Origin of the sequence: Gordonia westfalica (assembly GCF_900105725.1) — a bacterium.
Taxonomy (GTDB): Bacteria; Actinomycetota; Actinomycetes; order Mycobacteriales; family Mycobacteriaceae; genus Gordonia; species Gordonia westfalica.
On sequence record NZ_FNLM01000034.1, the window covers coordinates 1730178 to 1752124 of the forward strand.

30 protein-coding genes and 1 tRNA gene are annotated in these 21947 nt (G+C 69.3%); 5 read left to right on the forward strand and 26 right to left on the reverse strand.

Going from position 1 to position 21947, the window contains the following annotated elements; genetic code table 11:
* Positions 1 to 154 precede the first annotated feature (154 nt).
* On the reverse strand, positions 155 to 1669 hold the full coding sequence (locus BLU62_RS13275) for a DUF4185 domain-containing protein (protein WP_074850004.1): 1515 nt from the start codon (positions 1667 to 1669) through the stop codon (positions 155 to 157).
* A 42-nt stretch (positions 1670 to 1711) separates the two neighbouring features.
* On the reverse strand, positions 1712 to 2929 hold the full coding sequence (locus BLU62_RS13280) for a L,D-transpeptidase (protein WP_074850005.1): 1218 nt from the start codon (positions 2927 to 2929) through the stop codon (positions 1712 to 1714).
* A gap of 519 nt (positions 2930 to 3448) precedes the next feature.
* Between BLU62_RS13280 and BLU62_RS13285 the strand changes: the two genes are divergently transcribed.
* Complete coding sequence (locus BLU62_RS13285) at positions 3449 to 4249, forward strand: tyrosine-type recombinase/integrase (RefSeq protein WP_074850006.1); 801 nt, start codon at positions 3449 to 3451, stop codon at positions 4247 to 4249.
* Here BLU62_RS13285 and BLU62_RS34375 read toward each other — a convergent pair.
* The 21 genes from BLU62_RS34375 to BLU62_RS13385 all read right to left on the reverse strand — a co-directional run bounded on the left by BLU62_RS34375 (position 4246) and on the right by BLU62_RS13385 (position 19201).
* The gene (locus BLU62_RS34375; protein ID WP_074850007.1) at positions 4246 to 5361 is read right to left on the reverse strand and encodes a collagen-like domain-containing protein; all 1116 of its coding nucleotides are present in this window, start codon (positions 5359 to 5361) and stop codon (positions 4246 to 4248) included. The genes BLU62_RS13285 and BLU62_RS34375 overlap by 4 nt on opposite strands.
* A 7-nt stretch (positions 5362 to 5368) precedes the next feature.
* Entirely contained in the window at positions 5369 to 6820 is a 1452-nt protein-coding gene (locus BLU62_RS13295; RefSeq protein ID WP_074850008.1) for a hypothetical protein, read from the reverse strand.
* Complete coding sequence (locus BLU62_RS13300; protein WP_074850009.1) at positions 6817 to 8400, reverse strand: phage tail family protein; 1584 nt, start codon at positions 8398 to 8400, stop codon at positions 6817 to 6819. The genes BLU62_RS13295 and BLU62_RS13300 overlap by 4 nt, the downstream gene beginning before the upstream one ends.
* A 128-nt stretch (positions 8401 to 8528) precedes the next feature.
* On the reverse strand, positions 8529 to 8819 hold the full coding sequence (locus tag BLU62_RS13305; protein ID WP_074850010.1) for a hypothetical protein: 291 nt from the start codon (positions 8817 to 8819) through the stop codon (positions 8529 to 8531).
* Positions 8816 to 9205, reverse strand: coding sequence for a hypothetical protein (locus BLU62_RS13310; RefSeq protein WP_074850011.1), 390 nt, complete (start codon positions 9203 to 9205; stop codon positions 8816 to 8818). The genes BLU62_RS13305 and BLU62_RS13310 overlap by 4 nt, the downstream gene beginning before the upstream one ends.
* Positions 9205 to 9645 (reverse strand): hypothetical protein, encoded by a 441-nt coding sequence (locus tag BLU62_RS13315; RefSeq protein WP_074850012.1) that lies wholly within the window; start codon positions 9643 to 9645, stop codon positions 9205 to 9207. Before BLU62_RS13315 ends, BLU62_RS13310 begins: the two co-directional genes overlap by 1 nt.
* A gap of 9 nt (positions 9646 to 9654) precedes the next feature.
* Positions 9655 to 10002 (reverse strand): hypothetical protein, encoded by a 348-nt coding sequence (locus BLU62_RS13320; protein WP_084811796.1) that lies wholly within the window; start codon positions 10000 to 10002, stop codon positions 9655 to 9657.
* An 11-nt stretch (positions 10003 to 10013) separates the two neighbouring features.
* Positions 10014 to 10343, reverse strand: coding sequence for a hypothetical protein (locus BLU62_RS13325; RefSeq protein WP_074850013.1), 330 nt, complete (start codon positions 10341 to 10343; stop codon positions 10014 to 10016).
* On the reverse strand, positions 10340 to 12199 hold the full coding sequence (locus BLU62_RS13330; protein ID WP_074850014.1) for a phage major capsid protein: 1860 nt from the start codon (positions 12197 to 12199) through the stop codon (positions 10340 to 10342). The genes BLU62_RS13325 and BLU62_RS13330 overlap by 4 nt, the downstream gene beginning before the upstream one ends.
* Complete coding sequence (locus BLU62_RS32885; RefSeq protein WP_159441557.1) at positions 12186 to 12344, reverse strand: hypothetical protein; 159 nt, start codon at positions 12342 to 12344, stop codon at positions 12186 to 12188. Before BLU62_RS32885 ends, BLU62_RS13330 begins: the two co-directional genes overlap by 14 nt.
* Positions 12341 to 12859, reverse strand: a complete 519-nt coding sequence (locus BLU62_RS33830; RefSeq protein WP_244278166.1) for a hypothetical protein — start codon at positions 12857 to 12859, stop codon at positions 12341 to 12343. The genes BLU62_RS32885 and BLU62_RS33830 overlap by 4 nt, the downstream gene beginning before the upstream one ends.
* Positions 12860 to 12874: 15 nt before the next feature.
* A complete protein-coding gene (locus BLU62_RS33835) occupies positions 12875 to 13345 on the reverse strand; it encodes a peptidoglycan recognition protein family protein (RefSeq protein WP_074850016.1) in 471 nt (156 codons plus the stop codon).
* Positions 13342 to 14463, reverse strand: coding sequence for a phage portal protein (locus BLU62_RS13345; RefSeq protein ID WP_074850017.1), 1122 nt, complete (start codon positions 14461 to 14463; stop codon positions 13342 to 13344). The genes BLU62_RS33835 and BLU62_RS13345 overlap by 4 nt, the downstream gene beginning before the upstream one ends.
* 304 nt (positions 14464 to 14767) lie before the next feature.
* Positions 14768 to 15610 carry a PE-PPE domain-containing protein gene (locus BLU62_RS13350; RefSeq protein WP_074850018.1) on the reverse strand — a complete coding sequence of 281 codons (843 nt, stop codon included), beginning with the start codon at positions 15608 to 15610 and terminating at the stop codon, positions 14768 to 14770.
* A 13-nt stretch (positions 15611 to 15623) separates the two neighbouring features.
* Positions 15624 to 15902 carry a hypothetical protein gene (locus tag BLU62_RS13355; protein ID WP_074850019.1) on the reverse strand — a complete coding sequence of 93 codons (279 nt, stop codon included), beginning with the start codon at positions 15900 to 15902 and terminating at the stop codon, positions 15624 to 15626.
* A complete protein-coding gene (locus BLU62_RS31620; RefSeq protein WP_084811797.1) occupies positions 15899 to 16615 on the reverse strand; it encodes a hypothetical protein in 717 nt (238 codons plus the stop codon). Before BLU62_RS31620 ends, BLU62_RS13355 begins: the two co-directional genes overlap by 4 nt.
* 669 nt (positions 16616 to 17284) lie before the next feature.
* Complete coding sequence (locus tag BLU62_RS13365) at positions 17285 to 17677, reverse strand: hypothetical protein (RefSeq protein ID WP_084811799.1); 393 nt, start codon at positions 17675 to 17677, stop codon at positions 17285 to 17287.
* Positions 17664 to 18116, reverse strand: a complete 453-nt coding sequence (locus tag BLU62_RS13370) for an HNH endonuclease (RefSeq protein ID WP_342028629.1) — start codon at positions 18114 to 18116, stop codon at positions 17664 to 17666. The genes BLU62_RS13365 and BLU62_RS13370 overlap by 14 nt, the downstream gene beginning before the upstream one ends.
* 286 nt (positions 18117 to 18402) lie before the next feature.
* Positions 18403 to 18729 (reverse strand): hypothetical protein, encoded by a 327-nt coding sequence (locus BLU62_RS13375; RefSeq protein WP_074850021.1) that lies wholly within the window; start codon positions 18727 to 18729, stop codon positions 18403 to 18405.
* Entirely contained in the window at positions 18729 to 19007 is a 279-nt protein-coding gene (locus tag BLU62_RS13380; protein WP_074850022.1) for a hypothetical protein, read from the reverse strand. The genes BLU62_RS13375 and BLU62_RS13380 overlap by 1 nt, the downstream gene beginning before the upstream one ends.
* Positions 19004 to 19201, reverse strand: coding sequence for a helix-turn-helix domain-containing protein (locus BLU62_RS13385; RefSeq protein WP_159441558.1), 198 nt, complete (start codon positions 19199 to 19201; stop codon positions 19004 to 19006). Before BLU62_RS13385 ends, BLU62_RS13380 begins: the two co-directional genes overlap by 4 nt.
* 106 nt (positions 19202 to 19307) lie before the next feature.
* On the opposite strand from BLU62_RS13385, the gene BLU62_RS13390 reads away from it, so the two are divergent.
* Both BLU62_RS13390 and BLU62_RS34930 read left to right on the forward strand, forming a co-directional pair.
* Entirely contained in the window at positions 19308 to 19520 is a 213-nt protein-coding gene (locus BLU62_RS13390; RefSeq protein WP_074850024.1) for a hypothetical protein, read from the forward strand.
* 53 nt (positions 19521 to 19573) lie between these two features.
* Positions 19574 to 19822 (forward strand): helix-turn-helix domain-containing protein, encoded by a 249-nt coding sequence (locus BLU62_RS34930; RefSeq protein WP_425284603.1) that lies wholly within the window; start codon positions 19574 to 19576, stop codon positions 19820 to 19822.
* Here the strand turns inward: BLU62_RS34930 and BLU62_RS13400 are convergent.
* Together BLU62_RS13400 and BLU62_RS13405 are read right to left on the reverse strand one after the other, a co-directional pair.
* Positions 19784 to 19856 (reverse strand) — tRNA-Lys (locus BLU62_RS13400). The genes BLU62_RS34930 and BLU62_RS13400 overlap by 39 nt on opposite strands.
* Before the next feature lie 139 nt (positions 19857 to 19995).
* Positions 19996 to 20217, reverse strand: a complete 222-nt coding sequence (locus BLU62_RS13405) for a DUF3618 domain-containing protein (protein ID WP_006357349.1) — start codon at positions 20215 to 20217, stop codon at positions 19996 to 19998.
* 150 nt (positions 20218 to 20367) lie between these two features.
* On the opposite strand from BLU62_RS13405, the gene bcp reads away from it, so the two are divergent.
* Both bcp and BLU62_RS13415 read left to right on the forward strand, forming a co-directional pair.
* Entirely contained in the window at positions 20368 to 20859 is a 492-nt protein-coding gene (bcp, locus tag BLU62_RS13410; protein WP_074850025.1) for a thioredoxin-dependent thiol peroxidase, read from the forward strand.
* Between the two features lie 11 nt (positions 20860 to 20870).
* Entirely contained in the window at positions 20871 to 21497 is a 627-nt protein-coding gene (locus tag BLU62_RS13415) for a TetR/AcrR family transcriptional regulator (RefSeq protein WP_074850026.1), read from the forward strand.
* 19 nt (positions 21498 to 21516) lie between these two features.
* On the opposite strand, the gene acpS is transcribed toward BLU62_RS13415, so the two are convergent.
* Positions 21517 to 21909 carry a holo-ACP synthase AcpS gene (acpS, locus tag BLU62_RS13420; RefSeq protein WP_006868104.1) on the reverse strand — a complete coding sequence of 131 codons (393 nt, stop codon included), beginning with the start codon at positions 21907 to 21909 and terminating at the stop codon, positions 21517 to 21519.
* Positions 21910 to 21947: the final 38 nt, after the last annotated feature.

A 21947-nucleotide genomic window follows, 5' to 3' on the forward strand; every position in this document is an offset into this window, starting at 1 on the left:
CTCGCACCTCAGGCAGCAGGAGGGGCAAAGCCGCCCAGCTCAACGCACCTCAGGCAGCAGCAGGGGGCAAAGCCGCCCAGCTCAACGCACCTCAGGCAGCAGGAGGGGCAAAGCCGCCCAGCTCAACGCACCTCAGGCAGCAGGGGGTGCAGCCTCAGCGAACGCGCGCCCGCATCAGTGAGACGTTGTAGTCGGTCCAGGTCGACATGGTGAAGTACAGGTCCTCTCCGCTCGACCACGGGTGCATGAAACCGCCGTAGAGCTGGTCGTACTTCGACGAGTGGACGAGCTCGGCGGGTTCGGACCAGAGTCCTTGCGGCTCGCGGGCTTTGCGCAGCATGATCGCGCCGCGGAATGCGTCGAGGTAGGTCAGCTGCCAGCGCTTCGACTTCTCGTCGTACCGGGCCGACACCTCACCGGCCGGTCCGGCGAAGATCACCGATGCGACGTTGCCGTCGCGCGCCGGGACCCATCGGCCGTTGCGCCAGTACTGGTAGGCGGTCTTGTTCAGCACGTGGTCGCGGTGGACCCGGGCGAGGCCCACCGAACCGATCCGCGAGTTGGGCGTGCCGAACATGTACACGTATTCGCCCTGCGGCACCATCGACGACACCTGGAACTGGCTGACGCCGAAGATGTTGTCCCACCGCGCGTACGGGTCCTTCGTCCACGTCGACCCGCCGTCGTCGGAGTACGCCAGCCCACCGTGGTTGGTCAGCCACGTCCCGGGGATCCTGCCCCAGGTGCGCACCGACATGTAGGTCATGAACTGCCGCTCCCCGATTGCGAAACCGGAGGTCGGGATGACGGTCATCTCGTAGTGGTCGATGCGTCGCGCGCTGAGCAGTTCGGCGGCGTGGCATCGGCTGTCCTGGATCATCGTGTCGATGCTCATCCCGTCGGACAGTTTCCGGTCGCCGGAGAACCCGAGCACGTTGGAGCGCCAGTCGCGACCGTTGGCTCCCGGTGGGCGGAAGCCCTTGCCGAAGGTGTCGCCGAAGACGACCGCGACCTTGCCCGGTTCGGACTCCCACATGATCCCGAGGTCGGTGCCGTTGATCTGCCAGCGCTTGTCGGTGCGGCTCGTCGAGCCCTTGCCGGTGAGCGTGCTGACGAGATCGACGTCCGACACCCGCGGGCGGGCCGGCCTGGCTGCCACCGGTCCGGCGTCGACGCCGGGGGCGACAGCTGCAGGTGGCGGCGGAAGCGGCGGCGGGTTCGGGTTGGGCACCGGGACCGGGATGTTCCGGGGCGCCGGATCGAAGGTGATCTTCGGGAACTCGATGCTCAGCGCGGGCCCGCCGGCGTCGGGCCTCGGCTTCGGCGGGTCCGTGATGTCCGGGCACGGATCGGAGCACGGGTCCTTCGGCGGCTGCTCCGACGGGATGCGCACCACCGGCTTCTCCGGTGCCGGTTCGGGGACCGGCAGGATCCTCGGATACGGCAGCGGGATGCTGAACCGGTCGGGAAGACGCGGGATCAGGTCACGCGGGTCGGCGGGACGTTCCTCGGGTTTCGGTGGCAGATCCGCCGCACACCCCGAACTCGGCAAGACGATCGACGGTGCTGCGTGCACCACCGCGGCCGGGCCGCCGATAGCGGTGCCGGCGACCACGACCGCGCAGGCCGGGATGATCCACCGGAGTTCGCTCCGGTGCAGCCTGTCCATACGAGGTCCCGCCGAGCGGGTCCCGTGCGGACGAGTCATGGGTCAGGAGTTGCCCGCGTTGCCCTTGCGCCACTCCGACCACGGGATGTTCCAGTCCCCGAGGCCGTCGGTGCCGGAGAGGGTTCCGCCGGTGGTGTTCTTGACGACCACCGGGTCGCCGCGCAGCGTGTTGTTCATGACCCAGAGCGCGTTCTCCGGGCTCAGGTTGAGGCACCCGTGGCTCGTGTTGGTGTTGCCCTGGGCCCACACCGACCACGGCGCCGAATGGAAGAAGATGCCGCTGTAGGACATCCGCGTCGCGTAGTCGACAGGAGTGCGATACCCGTTGGACGAGTTGACCGGCACGCCGTAGGTCGACGAGTCCATGATGATGTGGTCGTGCTTGTCGGCGATCAGGTAGATGCCGTTGTCGGTCTCGTCGCCGGGCTTGCCCATCGACGTCGGCATGCTCTTGATGACCTTGCCGTCACGCTCGAAGACCACCTGCTTGGTGTTGTCGTCGGCGGTGATGACCATCCGGCGCCCGACGGTGAAGTTGGTGCGGACGTTCTCCTGGCCGTACAGACCGTCACCGAGGTCGATGCCGTAGGTGTTGACGGCGACCCGCACCTTGGTGCCGGGCTTCCAGTACTCCTTCGGGCGCCACCGGACCTCGCTGTCGCTGATCCAGTAGAACGCGCCCTCGACCGGCGGGTCGGTGGTGACCTTGATGGCCTTCTGCGCGGCGCGACGGTTCGGGATCGGCTCGTCGAACTTCACCGCGACCGGCTGGCCGACGCCGACGGTCTCACCCGGGCTCGGGGTCAGGTAGGCCTGCGTCAGGTTGTTGGGGCTGCTTGTGGTGAAGGTGACTTTCTTGGTGACCGCGCCGCCGATGCCGACCGCGTCGGTCTCCAGCGTGTAGGTGCGGTTGTAGCCGAGCGCCTCGTTGCTGACCCAGACGGTGTCGTTGTCGGTGAAGGTGCCCTTCAGCGGGGTCCCGTCCGACTTGGTGATGAGGACCCGGCTGAGCGTGCCCTCGCTCGTGGTGACCTTGATGGGGGCACCCGGCTGCACGCCGACCGTGTTGTCGCTCAGCGGCTGATCGTTCAGCTCGGTGATGTCGACGGCGGGCTTGAGCAGATCGTCGAACAGGCTCGAGCTCGTCACGTTGTCGGAGTACGACGGCTCCTGTGAGCACGACGTGACAAGCGCGATGATCGCAAGAAGAACACCGCTGATGATCAGCGGTGTCCGTCGAGAAGAACGAACGGTCCCCATGTCTCTCCCGCCTCTTCCCGACCGACTCCGATGACGAGTCGGCCGAATGCATCCCCGAATCTCGCACCAGTGTACGAGAACCCGGTCTATGAGCTCCGTGTGTGTCATCCGAACGGGGGCGGCGTGTCCTGCGCACCGGCCCGGACGACGCTGCCCCGGGAATCCCCAGACGTCACGAGACCCGACAAGTCACAACCCCGAGATGCCAGAAGACGCCCCGCGATTTCTGCGAGGCGTCTTGTGGGACTCTGTGCGCCATCAGGGACTCGAACCCCGAACCCGCTGATTTGGAGTCCAGCTCTCAGACGCGTGGATCGTATCAGTGCGATCTCGTGCCGCTGCGCCCGGTGGCGGCGTGAGCATGGCACTCATTGTGATGTTGGCCATAGTGGCCGGCGCGATCGCGGGTCGGGCGTTCGGTTCGCTGGTGTGCGCTGCGCTCGATCTACGGGATGCAAACGCGCAGCGTAGGAACGGTGGTTTGGCACGGTCGTGCAACAGGTTCTAGTGTTGCCCCGCATGTGGTCGGCAGATATTCAGGATTACGAATCGGAGTTGATCGCGGGCAATCTCACGGCGCAGACGCGCGCCTTGCGGGTGTATCACCTGCGCCGGTTCGCCGCCGACCACCCGTTGAGCCCGCTGGGCACCATCACGCGCACCGATCTGATCGCCTGGCTGGCCGCCCACGACTGGTCGGCCGAGACGCGCCGGTCCTACCGGGCCTCGCTGCGCCGGTTCTTTGCCTGGGCGCACGCGTGTGGGCGTGTGGCTGTCGATCCCGCCGCGACGTTGCCGGCGATCCGGCCACCGCGCGCGTTGCCGCGTCCCACGCCCGATGTGGTGCTCGCGGCCGGGCTGGCCGGCGCCGATGAGCGGGTGCGGTTGATGCTCGAACTGATCGACGCGTGCGGGCTGCGCCGGGGTGAGGTGTGTCGTATCCACAGCCGCGACGTGGTGCCCGACCTGGTCGGCTACTCGCTGCGTATCCAGGGCAAGGGTGGCAACGTGCGCATTGTGCCGGTGCCGGCGCGCCTGGCCCGGCAGATCATCGACGCGGCCGGGTGGGTGTTCCCCGGTGCGATCGAGGGCCACCTGTCCCCGCGCCGGGTCGGTGAGCTGGTCGCCGAGGCGTTGCCCGACGGGTGGACGGCGCACACGTTGCGGCATCGGTTCGCCACGCGGGCCTACTCGGTCAGCCACGACCTGCGCGCGGTCCAGGAACTACTCGGCCACGCCAAACCCGAGACCACCGCGATCTACACGATGATTCAGCCCGATCGGCTACGCGCGGTCGCCGAAGCGACCTGGGCGGCCTAGGCCGCGGCGATCCGCTCGATGGCTAGTTGGGACAGGTGCACCGGATTGTTGACCGAGTACAGGGTGGCCAGCGTCCCGCCGGTGAATTGGAACCCTTGCAGGTGCACCAGGTCGCCGGCACCGAGGTAGACCACCGTCGAGGCGTTGTTGAGTCCGTTGGTGACCATGTTCGCCTGGGTCGCGGCTTCCTGGGTGATCCCGCCGATGCCGCCGCGTGTGATGACGATGGTCAGGCGCTTCTCGGCGGTCGAGTTCTTCCAGACGAACGACATTTGTCCGGTCAGGCGGTAGTAGCCCGAGGTCGCGATACGAAACGCGCCACCCTGGCGGGTCAGGCCCAGGGTGTCGACGACGGTGGTCCCCAGGGCGATGACTGTCTGGGTGTCGTGGGTGACGTTCTGGGCGCTGGCAGCGGAGAAGATCGCCAGGCCGCTCGCGCCGGCGGGCCCGGCGGGGCCGGTGTCGCCCTTGTCGCCTTTGGCGCCGGCCGCGCCGGTGTCGCCCTTGGGGCCCTGGGCGCCGGCGGGTCCGGTGTCGCCCTTGTCGCCTTTCGGGCCGGCGGGCCCGGTGGCGCCGGTGTCGCCCTTGGGGCCCTGGGCGCCGGCCGGGCCTCGTGGGCCCTCGGGTCCGGTGGGGCCGGCGGGTCCGGTCTCGCCGGGATCGCCCTTGTCGCCTTTCGGGCCGGCGGGGCCCTCGGGGCCGGGGATCGGTTCGCCGCCCTCGCCGGTGCCGGCGGGGCCGGGTGGGCCCTGGGGGCCGCGCTCGCCGGGATCGCCCTTGTCGCCTTTCGGGCCGGCCGGGCCGCGCTCACCGGCGGCGCCGGCCGGGCCGCGCGGGCCCTCCGGTCCCTCGGCGCCGGCGGTGCCGGTGTCACCTTTCGGGCCGGCGGGGCCGGTGGCCCCGGTGTCGCCCTTGGGCCCGGTGGGGCCGATGGGGCCGGCCGGGCCGGCGGGGCCGGGGTCGCCCTTTGGGCCCTGGGTGCCGGCGCCACCGCCGGCGCCCAGCTTGGCATCGACGGCCATCGCCAGGTCGCGAATCTGCTCGTGGCCCTTGGCGACCGGGTCGGTGGCGGTCGGGTACGGCAGGGCGTGTTTCGGGGTGGTCGCGGTCATGGTGTCCTCACGTCCAGTCCGAGGCCCAGGTGGCGGGCAGCTCGACGTTTTCCAGGGATGCGTAGCTGATCGACTCATCGAGTACGGTGTCGGGCCCGGCCCAGGTGAGTCGGTCGGTGTGGCCGAGCTGGCCCCACCCGAACATGTCGGGCACGCCGTCGAAATCGAGGTCGAGCCATTGCAGGGTGTAGGTGATGTGCCAGCGGCCGCGCCGGTACTCGATGCGCCCACCCGAGGGCCGGAAGATGGGCACGTAGACCAGCCAATCGGCGAATGGCGAACCGGGCACTGACACCAGCCCGTTGGTCTCGGCCGGCGTCAGGTGCCGGCGGGCGGCGGTGGCGTCGAGGAATCCGCCGGCGGTGCGGTCGGTGTCGTAGGTGATCACCGGGTGCAGCGGTCGGCGGCCCTCGGCGGTGGCGCGGGCCAGTAGTCGGTAGATCATCGGGTCGACGTCGAGGCCGTCAGATAGCCAGCTCTCGTGCACCAGCTCGTTGCGGCCGGCGATCGGCGGCGTGGGGTCGTCGAGCACGGTGTGAATCTCGCGGCCGGTGTCGTTGGCCCAGTTGTGCCACTTGACCACCACGCGCGTGATCGCCTGGGTCTTGGTTTGTTCCATGTCGTCGTCCTCGGCGACAGCCCAGCACGCCGGCACGGTCGCCGAGGGCCAGGGCGCCGTCGAGGAACCGGGGTCATACGGGCCGGGCGCGGTAGCCACGGTGACGATGTGGCCGGCGTCGCCGACGGCCGGCACGCGGCGCAGGGTGAGCAGGCCCCGCGCGCGTGGCACGATGCGATCGACCGAGCGGATCACGTTCTCGTGCTGGACGTAGGTCCACGACGCGCCGGTGGACTGGTAGAGCCGGGTGACCAGGTCGCGGACGTTGCCCTCGACCTCCCAGGGCGCCACCCGGTAGTTGACCATCGCCGGGTCGAAATAGGCGTCGGGGATGCCCGAGGCGGCGGCCACCTGCACGGCGGTGCGCACCGCGCGCGCCCGTAGGGTTTCGTGCGGCCAGGTGTTGGTGTTGCCGATGGCAGCCTGCACGGTGGCGTTGCCCAGCCCGGCGGTGGGGTCGGCCACGGTCAGGGTGACCATCCATTCACCGTCGGGCCGATCGCGGCGGCGTGGGCGCGCCTTGACCGCTGACACCTGACCGCGAAACACCAAGTGCGAGAACGATGTGGCGGCCTCGGTGGCGTAGAGCATCACCTGGGCGCCGACGGCCTGGGCGGCGGCGATGCGCTGGGCCCAGGCGCCGGCGCGGTCGTAGAGGGCCACCGTCAGGGTCGTGGTGTTCGGTTCGTCCCAGATGTCGTCGCGGCCCCAGTTGATGGCCAGGCCGTCGAGGATCACCGGCACGGTGGGGTCCTCGGCGTCGAGGCCACATTCGAGCTCGACGCCGTCGATGTAGAGCCGGGGACGCGGGCGGACGGTGCCGGCGGCGGTCGTGCTCACCGCCGGCCGCCGATCAGCCCGGCCGGGCTGGTGCCGCGCGCGACGGCGGTCGAGCGCAGCGCCGAGGTGACCGCGTCGGCCACCCGCGCGGGATCGACGATGCCGGAACCGTCCACCCGCACGTTGATGATCGTCGCCGCGCCGGCGCGCGTCGGGGCGGCGATGCGTGCGAGCATCGAGAGCGGATCCGCACGCGCGGCGCTCAGCTCGGGGCCGGCGGCGGCGAAGTTCTCCCACGGCGCGGCGGCCATCGTCGGTACGGCCATGAACTCGGCCGGCCCGCCGCCGAAGATCGACGTCAGCCAGCTCGGCGGTGACGGCCAGCGCAGGCGGCCGATCCAGTCGATGAGTCCGCGGACCAGACCCACGACCCAGTCGATGGCGTCGCCCACGGCGCGAATGATGCTGCGCGCGAACCCGAATGCGCGATCGAACACTGATCGGATGCGGTCGAGGGCGCCGCCGAGGATACGGCCGATCGCGCCGGCCACGGTGCTGACCGCGTCGGTGATCCACGACCAGGCCGAGGCGACCCAGCGGATCACCGCGTGCACGGCGTTACGGAACCACTCGCACTTGGTGTAGAGCAGCACGACGGCGGCGATCACGGCGATGATCGCTATGACGATCCAGGTCAGCGGGTTGGCCAGAAACGCCGAATTCAGCGCCCATTGCACGGCGGTGGCCACCGTCGCCGCCGTGCGGTAGAGGGTCAGTGCGGCGTTGACGGCCAGGACCGCGACGGCCAGCCCGCCGATGATGCCGGCCAGGATGCCCACGGTGGTGGTGTTGCGTTGGGCCCACTCGGCGGCGCCGGCCAGCTTCTCGGCGAACTGCGACACGATCGGTAGCAGGCTCTCCCCCAGCGACGCCTTGGCGTTCTCGAACTGGGCGGCCATGCGTTGCTGGGCGCCGGCGGTGGTGTCGGACTCGCGCGCGAACTGTCCGGTGGCCTTGGCGGTTTGCTCGGTCAGGATCGCGAGTCGCGCCTGAGTTTCGGCCTGGCGCAACGCTTCCCCGGTCAGCCCCGACATGCCTTGGGCGGCCAGCCGGGCGTTGATGTCGGATTGTTTGATCGAGACGCCGTAACGCTCGATCGGGTCGGTTTCGCCACGGAACAGACTCGACAGTGCCTCGACGGCCTCGGCGGTGGTGCCGCCGAACGTCGCGGCCAGGTCGGCGCCCTTCTTAATCAGACTGTCGGTGGTGGGCACCAACTGTGATTGGGCCACGCCGAGGTTGTTGAGCTGGGCGCCGAGCACGCTGGCCAGCTCGGAATACTCCGAGGTGGCCAGGCCCACCGACGTCGCGGCCGAGGCGGCCAGCCCTTGCACGGCGGCGGCCTGGCGCCCGAACACCGACTCGACGGCGCCGGCGGCTTGCTGGGCGCGGCTGGCCGAGGACACCGCAGCGGCGCCGATCGCGGCCATGCCACCGACGACGGCGGTGGCCGCGACGCCGGCGCGGCGGGCGCCGGCCTCGAATCGGGCCATGCGGCCCTGGGCCTGATCGAACCCGCGTGAGGCGCCGGCCGCGTCGGCGATGATGCGAATGGCCAGGATGGCGCTACGGTTTGCCATTGCGGCGGTTCACCTTTCGGCTTGCTCGGCGGCCTCGTTGAGTATGTCGACGTAGGTGGCGATGGTCGTATCGTCGTACTCGGCCAGGATGTGGAACGGGATGTGCGTGGCGATCGACAGCCCGACGATCAGTCGAGCCGTAGACCCGACTGGGTAGGGTCCGGTTCGACCTCACCGGCCTCGGGGTCGTCGGCCTCGATGTCGAGACAGTCGGTCTCGGAGAATTGTTCCCAGGTGCCGTCGTAGCCGCCGGTGCGGCGCAGGGCGGCCCAGGCCAGAAACGTCAGGCCCAGAAACGGGGCGTCGGTGAACTTGGGCCAATTGTGTTTGGCGGCGGTCATGTCCCAGCGCACACGGTCGGGGTTGGTGGTCTCGACCTCGATCGGCTCGGAATTGCTCAGTGTGACAGTGATTTTCATGGTGTGTGTGTCCCTTCTATGCGGTCGATGATCTGATCGACGGCGTCGGTGTAGAGGGCCAGCCAGGCCGGTTCGCTCTCGGCGGCGGCGCCGGCCAGCCAGGGGTTGGCGGTGATCCCGCGCGCCGGCCAGCCCCAGTGAATGGGGCCGGCGTAGGGCACCGATTTGCGGCCGGCGCGCACGACGGCGGCGGTGCGGGTGGCGCCGGCGCGCACGGTGCCGGCCAGCCGGCCCGAGGCGACCGGGGCCGCGGATCGGCCCCGGCCGGCCACCAGAGACGCCACCCGCGCGTGGGTCTCTTTCATCTCGGTCAGGTCGATCTCGGCCTGGCGCATGGAGCGGCGTAGCTCGCGGGCGCCCTCGACGCGGACCTGGGCGTCAGCCATCAGGTGGTGAGGCTGGCCTGGCGGGCCTCACCGGCCGCCGACAGGGTGGGCTCGCCGACCACGTCCCACTCGAATTCGCTGGTGGGTTTGGTCTTGACGTCGCCGCCGACGTCGATCGGGTCGATGACCACCAGGCCGCTGATTGTGCGCCCGGCCGTGGTCGAGGGCACGAATCGGAACGCCACGGCCTCGCCCTTGTTCGTCCAGGTGAAGTCGACCACGCCGTCGGCCGAGAGGTCTTGCAGCACGGTGCCGGCTAGCTTGGCGGTGTAGGTCACGTCACCGGGCACGGTGTCGCCACACAGCACGTGACTGGGGTCCTCGGCGTCTTTGTCCCAGGTCACTTGTGCCTTGGTGAGCTGGCACGACAGATCGAGCTGGCCGCCGGTCTCGCCTAGGATCAGCTCACCGGGGCCGAGCTTGTAGGTTTTCGCGGGCATCGTTGTCTCCTAACAGATTTCGCGCTCGACAGTGAGGCGGAACGCGGGTAGCGGGCCGCCGCCGGCGGGCAGGGTTACGGCCTCATTGAGTGAGGTTTCGGTGGCCGGATCGAGGGCGTCGAGGGCCTTGTCGAGCAGCGTCGACAGCACGTCGAGTGCGGCGGTGACGCCGTGGTCCGGGGCGATGAGATAGACGTCGAGTCGAACGGTGCCGCCGCCGCTGAGTAGTTCGTGGGTCAGGCCGGTGGCCGAGACCCAGGCGCACGGCGGGTTGAGCTGGCGCGGATCGGCCGAGGCGGCCAGGCCGGCACCGCGTAGCGCGGTCTCGACCTCGGCCACCGCGTCGTTGATGTTCACCGGCGGCGCTCCTATCCCACTCGGGGCGCCAGGTAGTTGCCCAGGCCCAGCAGCATGGCGATATCGGGATCGTTGCGCTGGACATAGAGCGGGCCCAGCTCGCCGAAGGTCTCGACGCCGGCCGGTGAGTTGCGCCGGCGCCACACGCGCGCGGCCAGCATCGTCGCGCCGGTGGTCACGTCGGCCGGCCAGGTGCCGGTCGTGGTGGGCCGCCACCGCGCCACCAGCGCGTTGACGGCCCCGACGACGTCGCCCAGCCCGTCGTTGGCGTGCTCACCGAGGCCCAGGTACTCGCGCACCTGGGGCTCGGTGGTCGGCGTGGCCGGCGCCGGCTGGGTCACGCGCCACCGCCGGCGGCCGGCGGGGTGATGCTGACCTTGACGACACCGGCCGTCGAGTGCAGCAGCGTGCCCCAGTAGCCGAACAGCGCCGCGTCGCGGCCACCGTGGGCCACGTGCTCGGCCTGCACGCGGATGGGGCTACCGGGCAGCTCGTAGAAGTCGAGCGCCTGTTTGGCGCCGACGTAGACCGCGCCCTCGGGGATGATCTCCGAGCTGGTGAAGTTGCGCGGCTCGATGCCGAGCTGGGTGAGGAACGCCGGCACGTCGAACTGGCCGTAGTCCAACAGACCTTGCAGCGTGTCGTCGCCCATGAGTACGAACGTCGGATTGGTCCGGGCGCCGCGCTTGACGATGAACCGGGCCTTGGCGACCGCGCGCAGCAGATCGGGCGCGCTGCCACCGTCGAACGCGGCGGCCACGATGGCGTTGGCGGCCTTCTGATCGGTCTGCAACGCATAGCTTTCGGCCATCGCGCGGAAGTAGGACGCCACGAACTCGGTGTCGCCGAAGTCGAAGAACTTGCGATCGAGGTCGTGCCCGCCGGCGATCCGCTTGGCCTCGGCGTCGACAGTCTCGGTCTCGACGGTGTTGGTCGGAATCTCGGTCTTGTCGCCGGCGTAGTCGGCCACCTTGGGCTTGGTGATCCAGCGCCACCCGTTGATGCGCCAGTGCGTCAGCGGCTTGGTGCCCAGCAGCGGCACGATGGTGCGCTGGTAGTCCACGCCCGACCACAGCTCGCCCAGCCAGCCCTCTTGACTGACCCAGGCGTGTTCGGATCGCTTGATGTCGGCCAGCGCGGCGTGCAGGTCGGCGTCGGTGCGGCCCTGGGCGATGGCGGTCACGACCTCGGCGACGCGCTCGAAGGTCAGCGGCGCCGGGCGCGCGGTGGCGTAGATCAGCCCGGCCGGCGCGGTCGCCGCCGGCGCCGGGGCCGGCGGAATGACCATCGGCGAGATGGCTGGGGCCGGCGGGATGGGCTGGCCGGGTGCGGCCGAGGCGCTGATGGTTTCCACGCGGGCATCGGCGAACGCCGGCGTGGGCACCAGGGCGACGGCGGCCAGGCTGGCGGCGGTGACGGTGATGCCGTCGCGGGTGACGTCGGTCAGTTCGACCGACAGCCCGTCGCGCACGCCGGCGGCGTCGGCCAGGGCTTGGTCGCCCTCGGGGCCGTCGGCGACCTTGAAGGTGCAGCGCAGGCCGGCGTCGGTGTTCTCGATGCCGGTCAGCCAGCCGACCGGCTGGCCCGACCCGTCGGGTCGACGGTGATCGCGAAACAGCTTGACCCGCTTCAACTCCGAGGGCACGCCGATGGCGCCGGCGGCGATGGTCGCCGGTCCGCTCGACGGGGTGCCGGCCACGTTGTAGGGCACGGCCAGGCCGGTGATCGTGCGGCTGGTGGTGTCGGCGCCGACCTGGGTGGGGGCGCTTTGGGCGATCAGCTCGACGGCGGTGGTGTCGGCGGCGTGCAGATCGGCACTGGTCGGGGTGGCGGGCATGGTGGGGTCCTTTCGGTGTTTGGCTGGGGTTTCGGGGGCGATCGCGGCGGTGGCGCCGGCGTCGCCGGCTAGGTCCTCGATCACCGAGTGCAGGCGGCGGTTTTCGGTGACCACCGACGAATAGTTGCCGTTGACTTGCTCGTGTACCTGGGCGACGGTCTGTTTGACCTGGCCCAGTTCGGTGCGCACGCCGGCGGCGGTGAGCAGCGCGACGATGGTCGGGGTGGCGAACCCGAGCAGCGTGGGCACGAACGAATCGAGCGGGCGGCGGGCCACGACGCCGTAGAGGATGGCGGCCACGATCAGCAGGATCAGGGCCAGCCCGCCGATCAGGGCGATGGTGCGGTTACGTTCGGTCATGGTCGGTGCTTTCCTGGGCATCGAGGGGGTTGGGGATCAGGTCATCGAGCGCGGCGGCGGCGGCGATGGCCAGGCCGGCCAGGATCAGCGCGGCGGTGGCCACGGCCAGCGCGATCGCGGCGACGATGAGCGCGGCGACGATCATCGGGCGGCGTCGGGGACGTCGGTGGGCAGGTGCAGGCCGGTGCGGTCGATCGACACGCCCTGGCGTTCGAGGGCGTAGACGATCGCGGCGGTGCGCCGGTTGGCCAGGGTGGCCTCTCGGTAGGTGGCCAGCACGTAGGACAGCAGCGATCCGCGTCGGGCGCGGGTCGGTGCGCTGGGGGTCACGTCGGGGTCGGCCTTGCCATCGATCAGGTCGACGGGGTTGACGAACCCGTCCCACACGGTCTCGTTCCACACGTCGGCCAGGCCGGCGCGGGTGAACATCTTCCCGTCTTTGACGTTGTAGAACACCTTTTGAAACACCTGGCGCACTGGGTGGTGTTCGGCGGTCTGCACCCACACCTGATACAGGCGGGTGTCTTGCAGCTTGGACAGTGCCATGTCCTCGATCCCCTTGTCTCCGTTGATGTATGCCTGCACGTCACGGCCGAATGCGACCATGTCGATGCCGGCCGGGTCGATCTTGCCCTCGGACGAATATTCTTTGTGTCCCACCACATTTCGCATGTGTCAGACTCCGCTCAGCCCGAGGGCGTTGAGGATCGCGGCGCACAGAATTCGGTAGTTGCGCAACTGGATTGGCGTCCAGTCCGAGCCGTCGCCGCGACTGACGGCCTCGATGCCGATGGTGTGATAGTTGGCGTTGTTGGTGGGCCAGCCGGGCCAGTCGCCTCGGCCGGCGTGCCAGCAGACGCCGACGGCGATCAGGCGTACGGTGCCGTCGCGTTCGAGCACGATCTGGGCCAGCGGGCCGTCCAGGTCGGGTCGACCGTTGGCGACGATGCGCCAATCGTTCGAGCCACCGCCGGCGGTGTGGTGGCACAGCACGCCGAGCAGGCGCAGAAAGTCGCCGTGCCCGTTGTTGCGCCAACCTTCGTGCTCGATCAGCGGTAGGCCGGCGGCGGTGATGACCTCGGCCAGCCAGATCGGGTCGCCGACCCATCCGCGGTACTTGCCGAACGGCACGCCCAGGGCGCTCATGCGACGGCCCTCGGGGTCGAGCCGGCCGGCGCGGTGGAAGACGCGCCGGCCGGTTCGGTGGCCGGCGCTGGGGACTCAACGCCGGCGGTCTCGGGGCCGTTGCCGGCGTCGTCGTCCTGGGTGCCCAGGCTGGTCAGCGCGGCGTTGGTGAAGCGTTCCAGGTCGAACTCGATGCGCTGGCCGCGCGGCAGCAGGTCGTCCATGCCCAGGCGCGCGGTGATCGCGGCCATGTAGGGCGCCAGACCGTAGTCGACGAACTCGGCATTACGGCCCTGGCTGGTCTCGTAGGTCAGCGACGCCGAGGGCCCGGTGGCGTCGATCATGCTGGCCGGGATGCCGACCACGCGGGCGATGTCGACGGCGGCGGCGTTGCGGCCCTCGATCAGCAGTTGCGCCGAGACCTCGCCGTGGAACTTGGCCTCGATCGCCTTGTTCGTGTAGGCCACGCCGCCGTTGACCCCGCGCCGGGCCTTGGCCCACTCGGCGACCAGGTCACTGATCTCGGTTTTGGTCAGCGGGGCGTCGGTGGTCTGGTGCAGCTCGACGTTGGGCGTGGGGGTTTCGGCCGCGCGGTCGGCGGCGTCGACCAGCATCGAGGCGTGGCGTACGGCGCGGGCGGCGAATTCCAGCAGACCCTCGTGGGCGCCGGGGATCAGGGCCACCGAGTTGGCGGGCACCGGGTCGCCGTCCACGGTGATGATCGTGGCGCCCTCGGCGCTGGTGTCGAACGCCCAGCCGTCGAACGGCACGCGGTCGGCGTGGGTCACCGCACCCTCGGCGCCGCGACGTACACGCCACAGCGACCAGCCGTAGAACATCAGGTCGTCAACGGTCCAGAGCAGGCGGTGAAATGGCGACAGCTCCGAGTCGGTGCGGTCGACCCACGACGGGGTCTCGATGACGGTGTCTCCGCGCAGCACGCGCAGCGGCAGACGCCCGATGGTGCCGGCGATCAGGTGGCGAGAGCGGGCCACCGCCGGCACGCTCATGGCCTCGGCGCGGGTCAGCGCCGCCGGCGGCCGGCCGCCGAAGATGTCGGCGTAGGCGACGGTGGCCAGGTGCGACGGGTGCGGGGCGAATGGTGAGGCCAGCGACACGCCCGACAGCCGAGACGGCATTGAGGCCACCGACCTCAGTTGATCCACGAATCTCACGGCGGGGAACGTAACGCCGGGTGATCCGTGCGCGATAAGTTCGATCAGTACGGTGTTTCGTTTCGCGAACAAGTTGGAGGTTGGTTTACATGCTCGATCCCATCGCTCAGTTCTCGCTATGGTTGCAGTCCCCTGGCGTGGCCCCGATCGTCGACGCCTTCGTGGCGTTCCTCCGCTCGATCGGCGGATAAGACACACCCGACACACGTAAAGGGCGGCCCCGCACACCGTTTGGATGTGCGGGGCCGCCCTTTTGTGTTGTGGCCGGTCAGCGGCGCGAACCCCAGTAGTTGAGGTGGTTGGCCGAGTGGGTGATCGCGGTCCAACCCGGCTTGATCTGGTCGATGCCGTAGCGGGTGTGGCTGTCGCCGAATCGCTGCACGGCCTCGACGGTGTTGGCTGTCTTGCGCGCCAGGGCCTGCGGGTTGGTGAAGTCGGCGACGACCTCGGCCAGGGCGCCGTCGATAACCGACTGGATGACCGACGCGCCCCAGCCGAGCGGGTCGACCAGGCTCATGTCCTTGACTGCGTCGTAGCCGGATTCGAGGTAGCTGTCGGGGTTGGCGTTGGCGTAGATGTCGTTGGGCAGCGCGTAGTCGAACCAGTCGATCGGGTCGATGCCCGGCGCGGTGAATCCGCCGATCGGGTCGGACTTGACGATGCCGCCCCACGGCAGGTTGTTGCCCTGGTGGAACGTCGAACCGGGACGCCGATGGGGCGCGCCGAATGTGTGAATCCAGAGGGCATCCTGGCGGCGGGACTTGAGCCGGCCGTGGATGACCTCGCGGCCGACGCGCGCAGCGATGGCGCCACCCTGGCTATAGCCGATCACGCCGAACTTGCCCGGCTTGGCCAGGATCAGGCGCACGACCTCGTCGACGCCCATCTGCACCGACTCGTCGTAGCTGGGCGATCCGAGCTGGGACAGCGGCGGCTCGCCGTTGTTGGCGATGGGGCCGAACCGGGCCGGGTAGTTGACGTGCTGCACGTCGAAGATGTTGCGATCGAGTCGATCGGTCACGCCCTTGATCATTCCGACCGGGGTCGACGGGTAGTTGCCGGGGCCGATTTCCCAGGTACCGGGGACGGCGTAGATCGTTTTCTTGGCCATAAGGGGTCATCACTCACTTGTGTCGAGGTCGCGCCGGCGGGCGGCGTTGATCCGACCGGCTGGCCGGACGCCGCTGATTGTCGGGCCGGGTGATCCGCTGGCGATGCTCGCAATTTCGTGCTGCGCGCGCGGCGGCCTTGGCGGCTTCCAGCTCGGCGTGCACGTGGCGCAGATGATCGGCGGCCACTCGCCAGGCGCCGCCCCGCGTCGAGCGCAGCGACCGCCAATGGGCGCAGTCCGAGCAGGTCACCAGATAGCTGTATTGCGTTGCGTCGATTCCGATTTCGGTCATTGTCCCGTCCAGATCATCGGGGCCGGCTCGGGTGCCGGCAGGTGGGTGGCGGCATAGGTCGACAGCGTGACCGCTTCCAGCGGGGCGATCGAGCCGGCCGAGGTGCGCCGGCCCCAGGTGCGTGCGTCGCCGACCTGGCGCCAGGCGGCGGCGGCGATCGCGGCGGCCAGGGCCGGGTCGCGGCGGAGCAGGATGCGCGGAGCCAGCTCGCCGGCCTCGTCGCGGTGGGTGATGCGGTCGTAGATGTCGGCCGAGGCGGTGGTGACGTCGCGGGTGCCGATCGGCAGCAGCTCGACGCCGGCCAGGTCCAACTCGTCGGCCACCGTCGAGCTGGGCCCGAATCGGTCGATGGCCACGCCGTGGTGGGGATTGGTGCCGGCCAGATCGGCGACGTAGGGCGCGGCCCATGCTGTGCCGGGGCGGTGCTCGACGATTTCGGCGACCGGCACGCCGTCGATGATGGCGGTGGCCGCGATGGCGGTGGCCGAACGGTCGACGGCGACCGCGACACCGAACCCGACCGGGACGCCGGCGGGGATCTCGATGGTGGTCTCGGCGGCGGTCTCACACTCGGCCGGGATGACGCGCTCTCGACTCGAGGTTCGGCGGTTGCCGTAGGCGCGGGCGAATCCGCCGGGGCCGAGCTGGGCCAGGGCGGCCTCGAGTGCGGCGTGGTCGATGGTGTGGCCGTAGGCCGGGTGCGCAGCGGCCACCGCGTCGAGGTCGGTGGGTCGACGTCGGGGCCGATACCGAAGTCGATCAGCGCGACGCCGGGGCGCTCGGGTGCGGTGTCGATCAGGTTGTGAAACCACGTGCTGGTGGCGTCGCCGGCGGTCGAGAGGATGATGACCTGGGCGCCGGGCCGGGTCGCCTGGGTCGGGACGATCGCCTGTAACAGCGCGTCGCCCTCGGCCTCGGTGAATGACCACGCCTCGTCGATCATGTTGAGGTCGGACTGTTTGCCGTGCAGGCTGTCGACGGTCGGTGGGTGCGGCCGGAATTCGCTCCCGGTGCGAAAGGCCATGCGCGTATTGCCGGCACCGCGTTTGGATTCCCAGAGCTTGGACAGCGGCGACGGGATGCCGCCGTGGGCGGCCTCGGCCTCGTCGACCATTTCGAGGAACTTGTCGCGGGCGTCGGTGCCGGTCTGGGCGGTGTACCAGACGCGCCGGCGCGGCATGGTGCAGCGTTGGACGGCGGTGGCCAGGTTCATCGCCGTCTTACCGGCCTGGCGCTGCACGGTCATGATCACCAGCGGGTAGGCGAACCGGCCCTCGGCGTCGACCTCGCCGATCACGCCGGCGGCGGCGTGCTGCCAGGGCATGAACGGCCGGCCCAGCAGCGCCGAGGTCCGCGCGATGTTCGGGCCGAAGCTGCGCCGGTCAGGGTTGCGGGGTGTCAGATACCGAGGTCTCGGCATCGGCGGGGGTGCCGAGGGCATCGAGCAGGCTCCTGATCTCGTCGTCGTTTCCGCCCACGCGGCTGTCCGGGGTCAGGTGCAGCTCGCGCAGCGCCTCGACGGTCGGGCCGATCAGCTTGGCCGGGCCGTAGGGCTTGTTCTCGGCCTCGAAGCGATCCAGGGCCCAGGCCGAGGCGCGCACGACGGCGGCCAGGGCCTCATCGACGTCGGTGATCAGGTCGGCGGCCTTGGCGGCGGTCAGTGCGCGCTCGGTCGCCGCCGAGTGCCGGCCGTGTCGCGGTGTTGGTGCTGGATCGCCGGCGTCGAACATGGCGCCCTGGCCCTCGCCGGGTGCGCGCGGATCAGGTCGTGGCATTGTCGGGCCCTTTCGTTGTCTCGCTTGGCTTTTCGGTGTGTACCGACCCCTTGTTCTGGGCGTTTGGGGAGAAAAAAGCAGCAGGGCGCAGGGCTGCGCTGACCTGCGGTGTCAAAGAACTCGACGGCCGAGACCATCGCGACGATCGCGGCGCGGTCGACGCAGTGAATCGGGCCCGCCACGTCTCGATGGGCATGGCGCCGCGCGCAGAGTTGCATCGCTGGTGGGCCGGGCGCAGGTTGGCCAGGCTGTCGTCGTAGCTGACTGATCGAGGGATCAGGTGATCGGCGGTGGTGGCACCGGGTCGACCACACAGATGGCAGGTGTCGCCGTAGGTGGCCAGACACAGTGCGGTCAGACGACGGGAGTAGTCACCAGCCCAGGCCGGCAGTGCGGTCATTGTGGGATACCTCCAATCGTGGATCGTCCAGTGCTGCATAACTATTCGGTCGGGTGGGTGGTTGCGAGCGGAACACCTACAGGTGTGCCCTTGCCTTGGTGACCTCCCAGGGCGACCTCCCAGATTTCCGATTCCCGCGTGTCACACCAACGCCGATGGCCTCGCGTCCGTTGGGGCGCAAGGCTTTTCGGTATAGCACCGATCACCGATGATCAGTCGGTGGCGGTGCCCACGGTGGGGTGTGCCGTGGCTTCGTAAGGAATCCCAGTCCCCTGGCGGTCGGTTAGCGTCGGACTCACCCACATAGCGACGTCGAGCAGGACAGCTAGAACAGGGGCGGCTCCTGCGACTCGGCGGCGACGTGCTCGCGGGTCTCGCGACAGTCGCGACAGATCAGATCGGCCGGTGGCCGCTGGCGGGTGTTGAACGGGCGGTCACAGTCCAGACAGCGCGGTTTGCCGGCCAGCACGGTCGCGCGGCGCTCCTCGGTGGTGCTGGGGAACTCCGACCGCCAACGGAACTCGATATCGCGCTGGCGGGCCCCAGGGGCGACGCTGCGGGCACGTTTACGCCCCGCCGGGTGGTTCTCACTTCCAGCGGGGCGTTGCTCGCCGCTACCGGGCCAGGGGCCTCGGATCACGTCGCCGGCCATCACTGCGGCCTCGACCTCGGAACCGGCCGCGTGGCGATCACTTCGAGGGTGGCCGCGTGGGCCATGCGGTACGCATAGGCGGCGCCGGCCTTGTAGGCGGCGGACTCGGGATAGTGCAGCTCGTCATCGGCGGCCAGGCGCTCGAACTCGCCGGCGCGGTCGGCGAATACGCCGGCCAACTGATCGAGGGTCAGGCCCTCGAACTCCGAGGCATTCCACACCGCCGCGTCCCAGCCGGCGGCATACTCCCCCAGGTTGTCGAACGCTGGGGCGCTCACGCGGTCGCCTCACGTTTCGCGGCGAACCTTGCGACGGTGTCGGCGTCGAACAGGTAGGCGCCGGTGCGGCCGGGCATCTTCATCGCCGGCAGCGTGCCGGCCCTCGCCCAGCGAATGACGGTGACAGTTGTCACACCGAGGCGCGCGGCGACCTCGGCTGTAGACAGGGGCGGTATTGCAACCTCTGCGGTCATGCGAACCATAATGTAGTAATTCCACACTTTCGTCAACCACCGCCGCACGTCGGGATTGCGTCCAGGGCGTTGTAGTTACGACATTCCGCCGGTAGAGTGCGCTTTCATGAGCGATAAGAACCGAGGGACTGACCATCTCTTGAATCACGGCCCCGTTGGCGCGGCGAAGTCGACCAGCGCGCGCTACTCGCGGCGGATGGCGGCCAGCAAGAAGTACGCCGGCAAGACCGATATGGGTCGCGATGAGTTGTTCCGGCAACGCCTGGGCCTTGTCGCCAAGGGCCGGCGGTTCATCGTCGAGGATGGGGAGCAGCAATGACCAGGATGGCAGCGCGGGGCGTCATTCCGTCGTTGAACGACGGGCAGCGCCTCATGGTCGCGCGGCAGTACGTCGGCCTGACCCAGGGCGAATTAGCCGACGCCCTGGGGGTCACCACAGCCACCGTGCAGCGCGCCGAGAGCGGACAGACCAAGCCTCGCCGAACGACTTACATGGCGTGGTCGATGGCCACCGGCGTCGATCTGCATTGGCTGGAAAAGGGTCACGCCCCGCCACCTGACGGTGACGGGGCGTGCGAGTTGTGCGCCATCAGGGACTCGAACCCCGAACCCGCTGATTAAGAGTCAGCTGCTCTGCCAATTGAGCTAATGGCGCTTGTCTTTATCGCCTCCGGAGCACCTCCCGGCGGCGAGTAGGAACATTACAGGACACCATCCCCGGATGTGAAATCGCCTGGTCGGAGCGGGTTTGCGCGTGTTCTCCGACCCACGGTTCCCCGGTGGTGCCGCGTGGATCAGCTCGTGATCTTGCGGACCACGAGCACGAGCACCAGCGCACCCACACCGGCGATCGAGTACATGACCGCAGGCTTCTGCAGCGTCGCCAGCGCCTTGGACTTGGCGTCGTCGGCCAGGCGCTGCGGGTTGGCACGTTCGGCGAGCGCGTCGAGCGTGCTGGCAAGGTCCTCACGGGCCTTGGCGATCTCCTGCTCGATACGTTCGGTGTCTCCGGCCACGTTGCATCCTTCCGGCGCTTCTCGCTGTAGTTACGCGTCGTCACTGCTCACGCGTTGTCATTGACTGTCCAGATCGCCGCCGGACGGCGGCGATTCGATGCTACGACATCCTCACGCCGTGCCATGTGACCATGCACTAGCCTGGCTCTCATGGCAGAGGTCACTCCCCCAGCGGAGGCACAGCGTTTGTCCGTCGGTGATCGCGCTCCCGCGTTCACCCTGCCCGACGCGAACGAGAAGCCCGTGTCGTTGTCGGATTACGCCGGGCAGAAGGTCATCGTGTACTTCTACCCGGCCGCGTCGACGCCCGGCTGCACCAAGCAGGCGTGTGATTTTCGCGACAATCTCGCCGAGCTGAACGATGCCGGCCTCACGGTCCTCGGCATCTCCCCTGACAAGCCGGCCAAACTGGCCAAGTTCGTCGAGGCGGAGGGCCTGACCTTCCCGCTGCTGAGCGACCCCGAGAAGAAGGTGCTCGCCGAGTGGGGCGCTTTCGGCGAGAAGAAGATGTACGGCAAGACCGTCACCGGCGTCATCCGCTCCACGTTCGTCGTCGACCCCGACGGGACCATCGCCCTCGCGCAGTACAACGTCCGGGCCACCGGGCACGTGGCCAAGCTGCGCCGCGATCTGTCTGTCTGAGACCTCGCCCGATGACCGAGTCCGCCGAACCGCTGATGCCGCGCAAGCGGCCCACGCAGGAACGCAGCAAGCGCAAGTTCCAGGCGATGCTCGATGCGGCGCGCGAACTGCTGATCGACGTCGGTTTCGAATCGCTGACGTGCGAGGAGATCGCGACCCGCGCCGAGGTCCCGATCGGGACGCTCTACCAGTACTTCGCGAACAAGTACGTCATCGTCTGCGAGCTCGACCGTCAGGACACCGTCGACGTGCGCGAGGAGCTGACCGCGTTCGCCACCGAGGTGCCGTCGCTCGACTGGCCCAAACTGCTGGAGAAGTTCCTCGACCACCTCGCGGCACTGTGGCGCACCGATCCGTCGCGGCGTGCGGTGTGGCTGGCGGTCCAGTCGACGCCGGCGACGCGCGCGACGGCGTCGGAGAACGAACGGGTCCTCGCCGAGCAGGTCGCACGAATGATCGCGCCGCTCACGCCTTCTCAGCGTGAACGGCGCGAGATGATGTCGCAGGTGCTGGTGCACACGGCGTACTCGTTGCTGAGCTTCTCGGTGCAGGACGGGCACGACCACGACGAGACCGTCGTCGAACTCAAGCGCATGCTCGCGGGCTATCTGCTGCTCGAGGAGTCGACGACGGTCTGAGCGCCTGGTTCCCGGGGCGCTAGCGGCCCTCGAGGATCGCGACCGCGGCCGCGGTGTCCCCGTCGTGGGTCAGGGACACATGGACGACGGTGTCGCGCAGGTGATTGCCGATCTCGCCGGACAGCCGGATGGCCGGCCGGCCCCAGTTGTCGGTGACCACCTCGATGTCGCTGTGCCGGATCAGCGGCAGCAGCGGGGAACGCGAGAACCGGCTCACCGACCACGCTTTCACGACCGCTTCCTTCGCCGCCCAGCGCGCGGCCAGATGCCGTGCATCGTCGCCGGTGCCGGCAGCCGAGTCCCGGCGCTCGCCGACCGTGAACCGGTCGGCGAACGTCGTACCCGGCTGCCGGAGTTGCTCGGCGAACTCCGGGATCGACACGATGTCGATACCCACTCCGAGAACGCTCATCTCTTCCGGCTTCGCCTCACTGCCCGAATCCCTTGCCG

Excerpts from the sequence above, each read along its gene's own strand:
- BLU62_RS13275 (WP_074850004.1), bottom strand. The coding sequence starts at position 1,669 with ATGGACAGGCTGCACCGGAGCGAACTCCGGTGGATCATCCCGGCCTGC.
- BLU62_RS13280 (WP_074850005.1), bottom strand. The coding sequence starts at position 2,929 with ATGGGGACCGTTCGTTCTTCTCGACGGACACCGCTGATCATCAGCGGT.
- BLU62_RS13285 (WP_074850006.1), top strand. The coding sequence starts at position 3,449 with ATGTGGTCGGCAGATATTCAGGATTACGAATCGGAGTTGATCGCGGGC.
- BLU62_RS34375 (WP_074850007.1), bottom strand. The coding sequence starts at position 5,361 with ATGACCGCGACCACCCCGAAACACGCCCTGCCGTACCCGACCGCCACC.
- BLU62_RS13300 (WP_074850009.1), bottom strand. The coding sequence starts at position 8,400 with ATGGCAAACCGTAGCGCCATCCTGGCCATTCGCATCATCGCCGACGCG.
- BLU62_RS13305 (WP_074850010.1), bottom strand. The coding sequence starts at position 8,819 with ATGAAAATCACTGTCACACTGAGCAATTCCGAGCCGATCGAGGTCGAG.
- BLU62_RS13310 (WP_074850011.1), bottom strand. The coding sequence starts at position 9,205 with ATGGCTGACGCCCAGGTCCGCGTCGAGGGCGCCCGCGAGCTACGCCGC.
- BLU62_RS13315 (WP_074850012.1), bottom strand. The coding sequence starts at position 9,645 with ATGCCCGCGAAAACCTACAAGCTCGGCCCCGGTGAGCTGATCCTAGGC.
- BLU62_RS13330 (WP_074850014.1), bottom strand. The coding sequence starts at position 12,199 with ATGACCGAACGTAACCGCACCATCGCCCTGATCGGCGGGCTGGCCCTG.
- BLU62_RS32885 (WP_159441557.1), bottom strand. The coding sequence starts at position 12,344 with ATGATCGTCGCCGCGCTCATCGTCGCCGCGATCGCGCTGGCCGTGGCC.
- BLU62_RS33835 (WP_074850016.1), bottom strand. The coding sequence starts at position 13,345 with ATGAGCGCCCTGGGCGTGCCGTTCGGCAAGTACCGCGGATGGGTCGGC.
- BLU62_RS13345 (WP_074850017.1), bottom strand. The coding sequence starts at position 14,463 with ATGCCGTCTCGGCTGTCGGGCGTGTCGCTGGCCTCACCATTCGCCCCG.
- BLU62_RS13350 (WP_074850018.1), bottom strand. The coding sequence starts at position 15,610 with ATGGCCAAGAAAACGATCTACGCCGTCCCCGGTACCTGGGAAATCGGC.
- BLU62_RS13355 (WP_074850019.1), bottom strand. The coding sequence starts at position 15,902 with ATGACCGAAATCGGAATCGACGCAACGCAATACAGCTATCTGGTGACC.
- BLU62_RS13365 (WP_084811799.1), bottom strand. The coding sequence starts at position 17,677 with ATGCCACGACCTGATCCGCGCGCACCCGGCGAGGGCCAGGGCGCCATG.
- BLU62_RS13370 (WP_342028629.1), bottom strand. The coding sequence starts at position 18,116 with ATGCAGCACTGGACGATCCACGATTGGAGGTATCCCACAATGACCGCA.
- BLU62_RS13375 (WP_074850021.1), bottom strand. The coding sequence starts at position 18,729 with ATGGCCGGCGACGTGATCCGAGGCCCCTGGCCCGGTAGCGGCGAGCAA.
- BLU62_RS13385 (WP_159441558.1), bottom strand. The coding sequence starts at position 19,201 with ATGACCGCAGAGGTTGCAATACCGCCCCTGTCTACAGCCGAGGTCGCC.
- BLU62_RS13390 (WP_074850024.1), top strand. The coding sequence starts at position 19,308 with ATGAGCGATAAGAACCGAGGGACTGACCATCTCTTGAATCACGGCCCC.
- BLU62_RS34930 (WP_425284603.1), top strand. The coding sequence starts at position 19,574 with ATGGTCGCGCGGCAGTACGTCGGCCTGACCCAGGGCGAATTAGCCGAC.
- bcp (WP_074850025.1), top strand. The coding sequence starts at position 20,368 with ATGGCAGAGGTCACTCCCCCAGCGGAGGCACAGCGTTTGTCCGTCGGT.
- BLU62_RS13415 (WP_074850026.1), top strand. The coding sequence starts at position 20,871 with ATGACCGAGTCCGCCGAACCGCTGATGCCGCGCAAGCGGCCCACGCAG.
- acpS (WP_006868104.1), bottom strand. The coding sequence starts at position 21,909 with ATGAGCGTTCTCGGAGTGGGTATCGACATCGTGTCGATCCCGGAGTTC.